The organism is Pseudoalteromonas sp. G4, from assembly GCF_028875915.1.
GTDB lineage: Bacteria > Pseudomonadota > Gammaproteobacteria > Enterobacterales > Alteromonadaceae > Pseudoalteromonas.
In genome coordinates, this window is sequence record NZ_JAPEHW010000091.1 from 1 (window position 1) to 14,845 (window position 14,845).

Annotated in this window: 9 protein-coding genes; 5 read left to right on the forward strand and 4 right to left on the reverse strand. The window is 41.8% G+C overall.

What is annotated here, in order from left to right:
* Both ON073_RS18165 and ON073_RS18170 read left to right on the forward strand, forming a co-directional pair.
* On the forward strand, nucleotides 1-747 hold a 747-nt coding region (locus ON073_RS18165; RefSeq protein WP_274763298.1), incomplete at its 5' end, for an AAA family ATPase.
* 8 nt (nucleotides 748-755) lie between these two features.
* Entirely contained in the window at nucleotides 756-3,869 is a 3,114-nt protein-coding gene (locus ON073_RS18170; RefSeq protein ID WP_274763299.1) for an HsdR family type I site-specific deoxyribonuclease, read from the forward strand.
* 138 nt (nucleotides 3,870-4,007) lie between these two features.
* On the opposite strand, the gene glmS is transcribed toward ON073_RS18170, so the two are convergent.
* Entirely contained in the window at nucleotides 4,008-5,831 is a 1,824-nt protein-coding gene (glmS, locus tag ON073_RS18175; protein ID WP_274763300.1) for a glutamine--fructose-6-phosphate transaminase (isomerizing), read from the reverse strand.
* Nucleotides 5,832-5,905: 74 nt separating this feature from the next.
* A complete protein-coding gene (locus tag ON073_RS18180) occupies nucleotides 5,906-6,670 on the reverse strand; it encodes a DeoR/GlpR family DNA-binding transcription regulator (RefSeq protein WP_274763301.1) in 765 nt (254 codons plus the stop codon).
* Between the two features lie 200 nt (nucleotides 6,671-6,870).
* Between ON073_RS18180 and ON073_RS18185 the strand changes: the two genes are divergently transcribed.
* Nucleotides 6,871-7,554, forward strand: a complete 684-nt coding sequence (locus ON073_RS18185) for a hypothetical protein (RefSeq protein ID WP_274763302.1) — start codon at nucleotides 6,871-6,873, stop codon at nucleotides 7,552-7,554.
* Between the two features lie 24 nt (nucleotides 7,555-7,578).
* Here ON073_RS18185 and glmU read toward each other — a convergent pair whose 3' ends face one another.
* Both glmU and ON073_RS18195 read right to left on the reverse strand, forming a co-directional pair.
* The gene (gene glmU, locus ON073_RS18190) at nucleotides 7,579-8,940 is read right to left on the reverse strand and encodes a bifunctional UDP-N-acetylglucosamine diphosphorylase/glucosamine-1-phosphate N-acetyltransferase GlmU (RefSeq protein WP_274763303.1); all 1,362 of its coding nucleotides are present in this window, start codon (nucleotides 8,938-8,940) and stop codon (nucleotides 7,579-7,581) included.
* Nucleotides 8,941-9,207: 267 nt separating this feature from the next.
* Nucleotides 9,208-10,020 (reverse strand): class I SAM-dependent methyltransferase, encoded by an 813-nt coding sequence (locus ON073_RS18195; protein ID WP_274763304.1) that lies wholly within the window; start codon nucleotides 10,018-10,020, stop codon nucleotides 9,208-9,210.
* 220 nt (nucleotides 10,021-10,240) lie between these two features.
* On the opposite strand from ON073_RS18195, the gene ON073_RS18200 reads away from it, so the two are divergent.
* Together ON073_RS18200 and ON073_RS18205 are read left to right on the forward strand one after the other, a co-directional pair.
* Complete coding sequence (locus ON073_RS18200; protein ID WP_274763305.1) at nucleotides 10,241-13,429, forward strand: amidohydrolase family protein; 3,189 nt, start codon at nucleotides 10,241-10,243, stop codon at nucleotides 13,427-13,429.
* 236 nt (nucleotides 13,430-13,665) lie between these two features.
* Nucleotides 13,666-14,733, forward strand: coding sequence for an ABC transporter substrate-binding protein (locus ON073_RS18205; RefSeq protein WP_274763306.1), 1,068 nt, complete (start codon nucleotides 13,666-13,668; stop codon nucleotides 14,731-14,733).
* The last annotated feature ends 112 nt before the right edge of the window (nucleotides 14,734-14,845 follow it).

Sequence of the window (14,845 nt, forward strand, 5' to 3'; positions counted from 1 at the left end):
GGTGGCGATGACGAACCGGATAGAAAAATTAAAATATCAAAGGGTGAAGAAAGTAACTTTATTTGGAGTGTTTTTTATTCATTGCTCGAACAAGTGATTAGCATCTTAAATGTACCTGAAGATGCTGGCCGCGAAACTGACCAGTTTAACCAATTACAATATGTGTTTATTGATGACCCAGTGAGCTCATTAGATGACAACCATTTAATAGAGTTGGCTGTTGATTTAGCTCGTTTAATTAAGTCGAGTGATTTTGCTATTTCTGGTCTTAAGTTCATCATCACCACTCATAATCCGCTTTTTTATAATGTTTTGCATAACGAGTTTAATCGAGCCCCCAAGTTCGTTTTGCGCAAGCTCGATGATGGCAAGCATGACCTGATTGAGCAAGAAAATGACTCGCCCTTCTCGTATCACTTGCATTTAAAGAATGAGTTAATGAAAGCGGCAGACTCAGGCGATATCCACAAATACCACTTTAATTTTTTGCGAAATGTACTCGAAAAAACCTCAACGTTTTTGGGGTACGAGGAGTGGGGTGAGCTGCTTCCCAGTGTTAGAGGTAATAGGGCTACGGGGCAAGTAAACCCCTATGCACGGGTTATTAATTTATATAACCATGCAAAACACGCAGGCCATGAAGTGGCCGAAGTCGAAGAAGATCATAAGCGCGTCTTTAAGTTTCTAGTGAAAGAGATAGACAATATTTATAAAGGGGTACGCGCTCCACAAGGGACACAGGCTTAGGAATAGATATGGCAGAATACAAAGCAATCGCAGAGTCTAAAAATTATATTGTTTTAGATAAATATACACGCCAAGACCAAATTGCTGAGGGCTACCAGAGCGAGGGTGATTTAGAACGTGAGCTGATTCAGGACCTAAGCAACCAGGGTTATGAGTATTTACCTGCGCTAACGACACCCGATGCCATGATGGCGAATGTGCGCAAGCAGCTACAAGCCCTCAATAAGGTCCAGTTCACTGATGGCGAGTGGGCTCGCTTTTGCGAGCAATACCTAAACACCCCAAGTGACAATATTCTTGATAAAACCCGCAAGGTGCACAGTGACTATATCTTCGATTTTGTCTTTGATGATGGCCATATAGAAAACATCTACCTGTTCGACAAGAAGACCATTGCTCGTAACAAAGTGCAGGTCATTAAGCAGTTTGAACAAACGGGAAGCCATGCCAACCGTTACGATGTGACGATTTTGGTCAATGGTTTGCCTTTGGTGCAAATCGAACTTAAAAAGCGTGGTGTGGCAATCCGTGAGGCGTTTAACCAAATACATCGCTACAGCAAAGAAAGCTTTAATGCAGAGAACTCGTTGTACAAGTTCTTGCAGCTGTTTGTGATCTCTAATGGCACCGACACACGCTATTTTGCCAATACCACCAAGCGCGACAAAAACAGCTTCGACTTTACGATGAACTGGGCAAAGTCAGACAATACGCTGATCAAGGATTTAAAAGACTTTACCGCCACTTTTTTCCAGAAAGAGACCTTGCTTGAAGTGATCTTGCGTTACTCTGTGTTTGACGTCAGCAATACCTTACTTGTAATGCGCCCTTACCAGATTGCGGCCACTGAGCGCATTTTATGGAAGATAAAGAGCGCGTTTAACGCTAAGAACTGGAGCAACACCGAGAGCGGTGGATACATTTGGCACACCACAGGTTCAGGAAAAACACTCACTAGCTTTAAAGCGGCACGTTTGGCCACCGATTTAGACTGTATCGATAAAGTCTTTTTTGTGGTGGACCGAAAAGACCTCGACTATCAGACGATGAAAGAGTATCAGCGCTTCTCACCTGATAGTGTGAACGGTTCAGACAGTACCGCTGGGCTAAAAAGCAACCTGGATAAAGACGATAACAAGATTGTCGTCACCACAATCCAAAAGCTCAATAATTTAATCAAAAGTGAAAGCGATTTAGCTATCTACAACAAGCAGGTTGTCTTTATTTTTGATGAGTGTCATCGAAGCCAGTTCGGTGAAGCTCAGAAAAACCTGAAGAAGAAATTTAAAAAGTACTACCAGTTTGGTTTTACCGGTACGCCAATTTTCCCTGAAAACGCCTTGGGTGCTGAAACCACGGGCAGCGTGTTTGGCCAGCAGTTGCACACTTATGTGATCACTGATGCCATTCGTGATGAAAAAGTACTCAAGTTCAAAGTGGACTATAACGATGTTCGTCCGCAATTTAAGAGCATTGAGACTGAGCAGGATGAAAAGAAGCTCAGTGCGGCGGAGAACAAGAAAGCGTTCTTACATCCAATGCGCATTCGTGAAATCTCGCAGTATATTCTGAACCATTTTAACCAGAAAACACATCGAGCCTATTCTGGTGCCAAAGGGTTTAACGCCATGTTTGCGGTCAGTAGTGTTGATGCAGCAAAAGCGTATTATGAAACCTTCAAAACATTGCAGGCTGAGGCTGAGAATGGACCCACAAGTAAGCCTCTGCGTATTGCGACTATCTTCTCATTTGCAGCCAATGAAGAGCAGGACGCGATTGGTGATATTTTAGATGAGAGCTTTGAAGTTAGTGTGATGAACAGCAGCGCGAAAGAGTTTTTGAGCGCGGCGATTAACGATTACAACGCCATGTTTAAATCTAACTATGGCGTGGACAGTAATGGCTTCCAGAACTACTACCGTGATCTTGCCCAGCGCGTGAAGAATCAAGAAATAGATCTGCTCATAGTGGTGGGGATGTTTTTAACGGGCTTTGATGCGCCTACGCTCAATACCTTGTTTGTTGATAAGAATTTGCGCTATCACGGCTTGATGCAGGCGTTTTCTCGCACTAATCGCATTTATGATGCGACGAAGACCTTTGGCAATATTGTTACCTTCCGTGATTTGGAACAGGCAACCATTGATGCCATCACCTTGTTTGGTGACAAAAACACCAAAAATGTGGTGTTGGAGAAGAGCTACAAAGAATATATGGAAGGCTTTAACGATATTGCTACTGGCCAAGCGCGTCGAGGTTTTGTTGATATCGTAAAAGAGCTGCAAGAACGCTTTCCAAACCCAGAAAATATTGAAAAAGAACAAGATAAAAAAGAGTTTGCCAAGCTGTTTGGTGAATATCTAAAAGCAGAAAATATTTTACAAAACTACGATGAATTTGCTGGCTTGAAAGCACTGCAAAGCTTAGATACCAGTGATGAACAAGCTGTTGAAGAGTTCAAGTCAAAATACTATCTGGATGATGCTGACATCGAGGCAATGCAAACCATCGATATGCCAAGCGAGCGTGCTATTCAAGATTATCGCTCTACCTACAACGATACTCGCGACTGGTTGCGCCGCCAGAAACAAGGGGAAGAAAAGGATAACTCCACTGTTGATTGGGACGATGTGGTCTTTGAAGTGGACTTGCTTAAATCGCAAGAAATCAACCTCGATTATATTCTTGAACTGATTTTTGATCACAATAAGAAGAACAAGAGCAAAGAGGGGTTGATTGAAGAAGTTCGTCGTATGATCCGCGGTAGCCTTGGCAATAGAGCGAAAGAGAGCTTAGTGGTTGACTTTATAAACCAAACAAACCTAGATGAGATCAATGACAAAGCCAGCATTATCGATGCTTTCTTCAAATTCGCCCAAGCGGAGCAGATCAAAGAAGCAAAAGAGATTATTGAATCAGAGTCTTTAAATGAAGAAGCTGCAAAGCGATATATTTCATTTTCTCTAAAACGAGAATTTGCGTCAGAAAATGGCACTGCACTCACTGATGCTTTACCAAAATTGAGTCCTTTAAATCCAAAATATCGCACTCTAAAGCAACTCGTTTTCCAGAAAATTGCTGCTTTTGTTGATAAGTTTAAAGGCGTTGGGGGTGAGATTTAATATTATTTACACGACAATACAAAGTAAAAGGGCTCATTGAGCCCTTTTACTTTCCAACTTTATTTATTTGTTTCCATCTTTATTTAGACGTTTCCAACTTTATTCAGAATCTACACTTTTTTTGGAGTTTATAAATGCTTACTCAACCGTAACTGATTTTGCGAGGTTACGCGGTTGGTCAACATCGGTACCTTTAATTACCGCTACGTAGTAAGACAGTAATTGCAGTGGAATGGTGTACACAATTGGCGCCAGTACATCGTCAACTTGATTGACGTTAATAACACGCATTGTGTCATCTGAGACAAACTCTGATGCTTTATCAGCGAATACGTAAATAATACCGCCGCGTGCACGTACTTCTTCAACGTTTGATTTCAGCTTTTCCAGTAGCTCGTTGTTTGGTGCAACAACGATAATTGGCATATCAGCATCAATCAGTGCCAATGGACCATGCTTTAACTCACCTGCTGCGTAAGCTTCTGCGTGAATATACGAGATTTCTTTCAGCTTCAGTGCACCTTCCATTGCGATTGGGTATTGATCGCCACGGCCTAAGAATAGCGCATGCTGTTTATCAGCAAACTCTTCAGCTAAGTCTTCAATACCTTCTGCAAGAGAAAGAGATTCTTCAAGCTTGTTTGGTAATGTTTTAATAGCGTTAACAATTTCAGCATGCTCAAGGCCTTTTTCTTGGGCAATAGAAGCTACTAACATTAATAAACCTACAAGCTGAGTAGTAAATGCTTTGGTTGATGCAACGCCAATTTCAGCGCCTGCTTTAGTCATAAACGCAATATCTGATTCGCGCACTAGCGAGCTGCCAGGCACATTACAAATCGTCATTGAGCTCATATAACCTTGCTCTTTAGCTAAACGCAGGGCAGCTAAAGTGTCGGCTGTTTCACCTGATTGTGAAATGGTTACGAGTAAGCTGTTTTCATGAACAAACGATTTGCGATAGCGGAATTCAGAGGCAATTTCAACGTTACAACTAACACCGGCATATTGTTCTAACCAATAGCGTGCAACCATACCTGAGTGGTATGAGGTACCGCAGGCAATAATCTGCACATGCTTCACTTGTTTGAAAATATCTGATGCTGTATCGCCAAATGCGTCAACCGCAACTTTATCGCCATCAATACGCGCTTCTAGCGTATTACGAACAGCTACTGGCTGCTCGTAGATTTCTTTTAGCATATAGTGGCGGTATTCGCCTTTGCCTGAGGCATCTTGAGTGATATTAGATTCAACTACATCGCGCTCAACAGCATTGCCATTGATGTCGTAAATTTCAACAGTTTCACGAGTAATGCGGGCAACGTCGCCTTCTTCTAAAAAGATAAAGCTGCGCGTAACAGGTAGTAATGCTAGTTGGTCTGAAGCAATAAAGTTTTCACCTAAACCTAAGCCAATCACAAGTGGGCTGCCTGAACGTGCTACAACAATTTCATTTGGGTTTTCTTTGTCAAAAACCACTGTGCCGTAAGCACCTTCAAATTCTTTAACTGCCGCTTGCACTGACGCAAGTAACGAATCATGACTTTGACGAAGCTGGTGGATTTTATGCACCATTACTTCTGTATCGGTATCCGATAAAAACTCGTAACCATCGCCACGCAGCTGAGTTCGCAGTTTTTCGTGGTTTTCAATAATACCGTTGTGCACAAGTGCAAGCTGCTGGCTCGAAATATGTGGGTGAGCATTGGCTTCAGTCACGCTGCCATGAGTTGCCCAGCGGGTATGCGCGATACCTGTTGTGCCTTTTACATTCGCAGCCGTAAGTGCTGCATCGAGATTTGCAACTTTACCTACTGCTTTAACAGTATTAAGTGCTTTATCGTTGTTGCCTAATGCAACACCAGCTGAGTCGTAGCCACGGTATTCAAGGCGTTTTAGGCCTTCAATTAAAATTCGGTTTACTGGGCGTTCTGCCACAGCGCCAACAATGCCACACATAGTAATCTCCTTAAATTGCACGGTATGTGAGCGTTAAATGGGTTACAGGTTTGTTGTCGGAACCTGTAAATGCGTTACTTGGCGCAAATAACAGTAACTTGATGTTGTTCAATTGCTTGCTTAGTGTTGTCGTCTAAGCCATCATCCGTTACTAAATAATTTACTTGCTGCCACGGTATTTCTAAATTCGGTATCTTCTTACCAATCTTGTTTGATTCAACAAGCACAATTACTTCTCTTGCTGAATCAGCCATAACGCGACTCAAACCGATCAATTCATTGAATGTAGTAGTACCTCTATCAATATCAATGCCATCGGCACCAATAAACAGTTGATCGAAGTCGTATGAGCGCACAACTTGCTCGGCAACTTGCCCCTGAAAAGATTCCGAGTGTGGATCCCAGGTGCCGCCAGGCATTAATAAAGTTGGCTCATTTTCCAATGAAAGCAATCGGTTAGCTACGTTGATGGCGTTGGTCATAACGACTAAACCACGCTTGTGTGAAAGCTCAGGGATCATTGCCGCTGTGGTGCGACCGCTATCAATAATAATGCGGTTATGATCTTTAATGAGATCTGCTGCGGCTTTTGCTATTTGCATTTTGCGAATTGGATCGAGCTTTTCGTCGCTATTTGCAACGATCTCTTGCGGTAATGCCATTGCACCACCATAGCGGCGCAGCAACAGGCCACTTTGCTCAAGCGCGGTTAGATCTTTACGAATCGTAACTTCTGATGTTGCAAATTGTTCAGCGAGCTGTTCAACGCTTACTTCACCAAGTTCATTTACTTGCTGCAAAATATTATGGCGTCTTTGTTGGGTGTTACGTTTCGTCATTTTATCAATAAGTTTCGTTTCGAAATTTATGGTATTTTAATCGAAACTTAACAGATCGCAAGCGCTTATTTTATGGCCGTTAGATTGTTTGTTGAAGATTATCAACGAACACCTAGTAACAATTACCAATGTACCCATGTTGTAGTTGCTTTGTGATTTATTTATAGTGCTTAAAGCGTATATAAAAACAACAAGATACAATGAGCGAAAAAGCAGAATCTAAAATCCATTTTTCTCAGGATAAGGTCAACTTATTCTTAGCGCTGTGCGCTATTATTATTTCGGCAGCGTCTTTTTATGCGACATTTCTACAAGCAAATGCTGCGGAAAAACAGGTAAAAGCTGCAACTTGGCCTTGGATGCAGTTTGTCTCTGGCAATGCGAATTTAGAGCAGCGTAGTCAAGAAATTACCTTTACCTTGAAAAATTCTGGTGCGGGTCCGGCACTTGTTAAGTACTTAAAGTACACCTATGACGATAAAAGTTATTACAGTGTGTATGATTTAATTAGTGCATGTTGTTTTGATATTCGTGCTTATGAAACAGCGCTGCAAGAACTACAAAAAAAATCACCAAAGGTAAATTTCTTTAAAGAGTTTGGTTGGATCACTACTTCATTTGCGCAAAACGCACTGGTGCCACCGGGGGACTCGCTTAATCTATTAGCATTTGAAAAAACTAAATATAACGAGAAATTTTGGCAAGTACTCGATAAAAAACGCTTTAAAGTAAAAGTTGAGGTGTGTTACTGCTCATTACTAGAAAATTGCTATATCAGTAATGGGCAAGGGGATACCAAAGAAGTTGCAATGTGCCCTGCAATTGTCGAATCAAAACCTATCGTAAAAGCCACACCCTTAGAAACAAAAAAAGCCGCAAATTAGCGGCTTTTTTTAATGTTGTTGCTCTTAGCCTTTCTTTACAGGGCGCTGCCAACCATCGATGTTGCGTTGTTTGGCGCGTGATACAGCAAGCTGTTGATCCGCAACATTGGCTGTCACTACTGAGCCAGCGCCAATAGTGGCTGTTTGACCAATTTCAACAGGTGCCACAAGCGAGCTGTTTGAACCAATAAACGCGTTATCACCAATAATGGTTTTAGATTTGTTTACACCGTCGTAGTTGCAGGTAATAGTGCCTGCGCCAATATTTACTTTTTCGCCTACTTCGGTATCGCCCAGGTAAGTTAGATGGTTAGCTTTAGAACCTTTACCTAAACGTGTTTTTTTCATTTCTACAAAGTTACCAATGTGCGAATCTTCTTCCATAATCGCACCTGGACGAAGGCGCGCAAATGGGCCTAGCGTACATTTAGCTGCCACTTTTGCTTCTTCAACAATTGAGTTAGCTTTGATCACAACACCATCGCCAATTTCGCAGTCTTTTAGCACGCAGTTCGGGCCAATAACAACATCGTCGCCAAGTACTACTTTGCCTTCAAATACTACGTTAACGTCAATTTGTACGTCTTGACCTGTAGTTACTTCACCGCGCACATCAATACGGGCAGGGTCAGCTAAACTTGCACCATTTAGCATTAAATCTTCAGCTTGCCACGCTTGATAAGCGCGCTCTAATGCGGCTAGTTGAACGCGATTGTTTGCACCTTCTACTTCCATTAAATCGCTTGGTTGTGCAGAAGTAATTTCAACGCCATCAGCGTGCGCCATTGCCACGATATCAGTTAGGTAGTATTCACCTTGCGCATTATTATTTGATAAACGACCTAACCAATCACGTAACAAACCGCCATTAACTGCCATAATGCCTGAATTGATTTCGGTGATTTTGAGTTGCTCAGGTGATGCATCTTTTTGTTCAACAATACCTACAATACTGCCGTTTTTGCGTTCAATACGGCCATAACCCGTTGGGTCTTCTAAATCGACGGTTAAAATTGCAAGACCTTTAGTTGGTGTTACATCAAGAAGTGCTTCAAGTGTTGATTTTTTGGTAAGCGGTACGTCGCCATAAAGAATTAATACGGTATCGTCATTTGCGATATGCTCTTTTGCCTGTGCCACCGCGTGGCCTGTACCAAGTTGCTCAGCTTGTAATACCCAGTTCACATCATTGTGCGCTAGGTGCTCTTGCAGTAATTCACCACCGTGGCCGTATACTAAATTAGTGGTTTTAGCGCCAAGCGATAATGCATTATCAATAACGTGTTGCACCATAGGTTTATTGGCTACAGGGTGAAGAACTTTTGGTAGTTTTGAACGCATGCGAGTGCCTTTGCCCGCAGCGAGAATTACAGTGGTTAGTGCCATTTATTTAATTTCCTTTTTTCACATCGATAACAACGTCACATGATTTACGTTAAATAACCCCACTCCCTGTGCTGATTAAACTCACTAATAAAGCTGAGTACTTTTTCATGTTTGGTTGTTAAAACGGCGGATATTTTAACCTTTATTTATAGTTAGATTAAATGACAAAACACAATTAATTGCGAAAAGAAAAGCAAACAAGCACTTAGTATTAAGTGCTTGTTATATGAGATGTGCAATTATTTCGTTAGATATACGAGAGGTAAATTACAAGGTTGGCTTAACAAATTTAAGCGTAAAGCGGTTACTTTCACCAATGGCTAAGTATTTTGCCTTATCTTTATCGCCGAGTGCCAGAGTCGGTGGTAATGTCCAAACGCCTTTCTCATATTGAGCTTGGTCAAGTGGGTTGGCATTAACACCTGAACTTGCAACTAACTTAAAGCCTGCTTTTTTAGCGGCAGCTTCAACCACACTTTGTTTGATATAACCTGACTGACGAAACGCTTCAGCATCGAGGTTTTCAGGTAATTTATGATCGACCACACCTAGCACACCACCAGGTTTAAGCGCTTTAAATGCAGAATCTAATGTTGTTTGCATCATTTCATCACTTGTCATATAAAAATTATGCAAGTTACGGAATGTTAGCACCATATCGGCACTGCCTGCTGGGGCCATTTCTGGGCTGAATTTAGGGTGGAATTCGGTTATTTCAGTTTTGCTCAGCGCAGGCGTATTTTTTATTTTTGCTTGATACTTAGGTAAGTGCTTATTGAAGTAACCAACATCGGTACCTGATGGGAAGTGCGCCGCAACAAACTTACCTTTTTCAGCCACGATAGGCGAGATAACTTCTGTATACCAGCCGCCTCCAGGCCAGATCTCAACCACTGTCATATCTTCAGTTAAACCGAAAAAGTTAAGGGTTTGTTGTGGGTTACGGAATTCGTCACGAGATTTATTTTTATCGCTGCGCACTTCGCTTTTTACAGCTTCTTGTAATGTGGTTGCGTGCACTGCGGTGATTGAACTTGCTGCAATTGCCGCTGTAATGGCTAGGTTTAGTATCGTTTTCATTTTTAGTCCCTAAATATAATTTTTCAGTACAAGATAATCATAAAACTGTTGAATGTTTAAGCATTTTGCGAGCGAACTTGTTGCAAAATATTTCCAATTTGGTTGTTGATAGTTTTTTAATCGAATTTTTAAGTGGTTTTAACTCACGCAAACTAGCTAATTAACCGCTATTTTGTTTCAATTCATTACAGAATAAACGTGACAACAAGAAGACTCCCAGATGAAACAAATTTTAAAAACCTCACTTGCGATGGCAGTGGGCTTGGCGCTGTGTTCGCATGTAAGCGCTGAAGAAGCAAAAAAAGAAGAGAAAAAAGAGTGGCAAGTTGAAGCGCCACAAGGTGAATTTTTAGATGCAAACATCAAAGTACAGCAAGGTACTTGGATGAATGTAGATATCAGCCCAGATGGCAAAACTTTAGCATTCGACCTACTTGGTGATATTTACACAATGCCAATTTCAGGCGGTAAGGCAACCAAGCTAACGTCAGATATTCCATGGCAAATGCAACCACGTTTTAGTCCTGATGGTAAAAAAATCGCGTTTACCTCAGACCAAGGTGGTGGTGACAATATTTGGGTTATGAATATTGATGGTTCAGAGCAAGTTGCGGTAACCAACGAAACATTCCGTTTATTAAACAGTCCAGTGTGGAGCCCAGACGGTGACTTTATCGCTGCGCGTAAACATTTTACGGGTACACGTTCTCTTGGTGCTGGCGAAGTTTGGCTTTATCACAAAGCCGGTGGTAAGGGTGTGCAGCTCACTAAGCGCGCTAACGACCAGAAAGATCTTGGTGAACCAGCATTTTCACCAGATGGCCGTTATGTTTATTTTTCGCAAGATGCGACACCAGGTAAAACATTTCACTATTCAAAAGATTCTGTTGCCGGCATTTATAAAATTAAACGCTACGATCGCGAAACAGGTGAAATTGAAACCATTATTGAAGGCATGGGTGGTGCAATTCGCCCAACACCATCACCAGATGGTAAAAAGCTAGCGTATGTTAAGCGTGATGATTTCCAATCAAGCCTTTATGTATATGACTTTGCAACGGGTGAGCATACCAAACTGTATGGTGCGCTTGAGCGTGATATGCAAGAAACATGGGCAATTCATGGTGTTTACACCTCGATTGCATGGACGCCAGATAACGAAGAGCTGATCTTCTGGGCGGGTGGTAAAATTCATAAGCTGGATGTTGAAAGCAAAAAAGTAAGCGACATTCCATTTGAAGTAGAAACTAGCAAAAAACTACAAACAGCACTTCGTGTTGCACAAAATCTTGATACCAAAGAATTTGACGTAAAAATGCTTCGCAATGTACAGGTTTCGCCTGATGGTGAGACTGCGATTTTTGAAGCGATGGGCCATATTTATAAGCGTGATTTAGAGTCTGGCCAAGTAAGACGTTTAACCAAACAAAACGATCATTTTGAATTCTTCCCATCATTCTCTCGTGATGGTAAGCGAATCGTGTATGCAACGTGGGACGATAGCGAACAAGGTACTATTCGCGTTGTTTCAACGCGTTCTGGTCGCGGTAAAGAGGTTGTTGAAACCAAAGGTAAATATGTTGAGCCAACGTTTAGCCCAAATGGCGAGACAGTGGTATATCGTAAAATTACAGGCGGTTCTATCTTAGATCCAAGTTATTCTGTAGAGCCTGGTATTTATGCGGTTAGCAGTAAAGGTGGTAAGGAAGAGTTCATTACTAAAAATGGTATTCAACCACAATTTGGTGCTAAGAACGACCGTATTTATGTGATGCAAGCATGGCCTACACCTTCACTTTCAGTGGTAGAGCTAGAAACTAAAAAAGAGCGTAAACTTTACGAGTCTAAACATGCGACTGAATTCCGTGTATCACCAGATGGTAAATACTTGGCCTTTGCAGAGCGCTTTAAAGTATTTGTAACGCCTTTTGTTGAGCGCGGTAAAACCATCAATATTGGTCCAAAAGACAGCCAGTTCCCAATTGAGCAGTTATCAGTACGTGCTGGTGAAAACATTAGCTGGAACACCGCAGCAGATAAGCTTTATTGGTCGCTTGGTCCTGAACTTTATCATGCAGACTTAAACGGTGTGTTTGATATTGCTAAAGATGAGACAAAGTCGTTTAAAGTTGAAAACGGCCAAAATATCGGCTTTAAGCAAAAAATGGACGCACCAAAAGGTGTAATTGCACTGACTGGCGCACGCATCATTACCATGAAAGGCGATGAAGTCATTGAAAATGGCGTTATCGTTACCGACGGTAAACACATTAAAGCAGTTGGTACTGTGGGGGATGTAACGGTGCCAAGTGATGCATTAATTATTGAGATGAATGGCAAAACCATTATGCCTGGTTTAGTTGATGCACACGCCCACGGCTCACAAGGTTCAAATGAAATTATCCCACAGCAAAACTGGGAAAACTTAGCAGGCCTTGCGTTTGGTGTTACAACAATTCATGACCCATCAAACGACACAACCGAAGTGTTTGCCGCGAGTGAAATGCAAAAAGCAGGTAAAATTGTGGCACCGCGTATCTTCTCAACGGGTACCATTTTATATGGTGCCAACATGCCGGGTTACACCAGCCATGTTGATAGCCTTGACGATGCTAAATTCCACATTGAGCGCCTGCAAAAGGTCGGCGCTATTAGTGTTAAATCATATAACCAACCGCGCCGAAATCAGCGTCAACAAGTTGTGCAAGCTGCACGTGAACTAGGCATGATGGTGGTGCCAGAAGGTGGTTCATTACTTCAGCACAACCTAACCATGGTTGTTGATGGACACACAGGGGTAGAGCACTCAATCCCAGTGGCAAATATTTATGATGATATTAAGCAGTTATGGAGCCAAACTAAGGTAGGTTATACACCAACATTAGGCGTTGCTTACGGTGGTATTTGGGGTGAAAACTACTGGTATGACAAAACTGATGTATGGGCGCATCCCATTCTTTCTAAATATGTACCAAAGAATAAGTTGTTACCACGCTCAATGCGTCGTGTGAAAGCGCCAGATCATCACTATAACCATGTAAATAACGCGCGTGTTTCGAAAGAGCTACAAGACTTAGGTGTGTTAGTGAATATTGGTGCACACGGTCAACGTGAAGGCTTAGCTGCGCATTGGGAAATGTGGATGTTCGCGCAAGGCGGCATGGCACCACTTGAGGTGATCCGCACTGCAACAATTGACCCTGCTACGCACTTTGGTTTAGATAAACACATTGGTTCACTTGAGGTGGGCAAACTTGCTGACCTAATGGTGATTGATGGCAACCCGTTAGAAAATATTCGCGATACCGATAAAGTAACGCACACTATGATCAACGGTCGTTTATTCGATACTGCAACGATGAATGAAGTAGGTAAGAAAAAACGTGAAAAGCTGTATTTTGAAAAATAAGCTTTAAGCAAATTAACTATCAAAAGGCTGAACTTAGGTTCAGCCTTTTTTATTGAACTGTGAAAGAGGTGATATAAATGCATCGTTCTGCTCTTTGGTAATGGCAAATTAAATGACTATAGTTGAGAAATAAGTTACATCGGCTAGCTGCTCTGAGTTGTTGAGAACTTACAGCTTTATTTTTGTTCACGTTATATACTGGCAGCCATCTAGCAGTAGAAAAGTGTTGTGTGAAAATGAAAATTTTAGTGCGCTTATTGTTTATTTTTATTCTCTTTAGCTCTGCATTTAGCGTATTTGCCAATGCAAAAATGAAAGTGGTTTTTATTAATCCAGGCTCAGAATCGACCAATGATTCAGGGGATTTTTGGCCAAATGTAAACCGTTTTATGATGGCTGCAGCAGAAGACTTAAATGTACAGCTGACATCACTGCACGCTGATAGAAATCATATTTTAATGAAGCAGCTAGTTACAGATGCTATTGCCAGTAAACCTGATTATCTAATTTTGGTGAACGAAAAAGAAATGTTGCCATATATGCTTGAGCAACTTGCAGGTACCAACATCAAAGTATTTCTGTTGTTAAATAAATTTAGCCGAGCACAGCAAAAAACCTTACCAAAGTCGTTATCAAGTAAGGTCATTGGTTGTTTATCGCCGAATAACCAAGAAGTCGGTGAGCAATTGGCAGACGCCTTAATTGCCCGAGCGAGTAAATTAAATAAACCTTCGCTAAACATGTATGCCCTGTTAGGTGATTACAATACGCCAGCGGCAAGGGAGCGCCAAGTAGGCCTAACTCGCGCACTTAAAAAACACCCTCATGTAACCTTGATTGATTCAACTGTAGCTAATTGGTCAGAGAGTAAAGCCTTTGACAAGACCTATGGCGTGCTGTCAAAGCATCCTGCGGATATTGTGTGGGCTGCGAATGATGCAATGGCGTTCGGTGCAATTGCGGCATTAAAGCAACTGGCACAAGCTGAAAATGTGGTTGTGGGTGGTATTAACTGGGATGTGCATGCAAAAGGGTTGATGACCGATGTTTCGTTTGGTGGTCATGTGACGTTAGGTGCGAAGGCCATCTTAATGCTTAATGACTATCACTTTTACCCGAAAAAAGTCTCATCAATGAGTCAGCGTGTTGCCATTTTTGAATCGTCAGATTCACCCGTTCGCGACAGGTTTGTCACCTTATTGCGTGAGCAGCAGTTTAGCCAGATTGATTATTCACGCTTTACTGTTGCAGCTGAACATCCGCTGGAATTTAATTTAACTAATCTAGTGAATACCACACACTAGAGCGTGTTGATCTTTGTGGTCTAAATTCTGTTCAAATCCACAACTTTTTGAGCGCGACGTTGCTTTGTAGGCCTAGCGAGCTAAGTCAAGAAGCAACAACAAAGAACAAAAC

Bases quoted from the DNA above. Each gene is read 5' to 3' on its own strand.
- ON073_RS18180 (WP_274763301.1), bottom strand. From the start codon at position 6,670: ATGACGAAACGTAACACCCAACAAAGACGCCATAATATTTTGCAGCAA.
- ON073_RS18185 (WP_274763302.1), top strand. From the start codon at position 6,871: ATGAGCGAAAAAGCAGAATCTAAAATCCATTTTTCTCAGGATAAGGTC.
- ON073_RS18170 (WP_274763299.1), top strand. From the start codon at position 756: ATGGCAGAATACAAAGCAATCGCAGAGTCTAAAAATTATATTGTTTTA.
- glmS (WP_274763300.1), bottom strand. From the start codon at position 5,831: ATGTGTGGCATTGTTGGCGCTGTGGCAGAACGCCCAGTAAACCGAATT.
- ON073_RS18195 (WP_274763304.1), bottom strand. From the start codon at position 10,020: ATGAAAACGATACTAAACCTAGCCATTACAGCGGCAATTGCAGCAAGT.
- ON073_RS18205 (WP_274763306.1), top strand. From the start codon at position 13,666: ATGAAAATTTTAGTGCGCTTATTGTTTATTTTTATTCTCTTTAGCTCT.
- ON073_RS18200 (WP_274763305.1), top strand. From the start codon at position 10,241: ATGAAACAAATTTTAAAAACCTCACTTGCGATGGCAGTGGGCTTGGCG.
- glmU (WP_274763303.1), bottom strand. From the start codon at position 8,940: ATGGCACTAACCACTGTAATTCTCGCTGCGGGCAAAGGCACTCGCATG.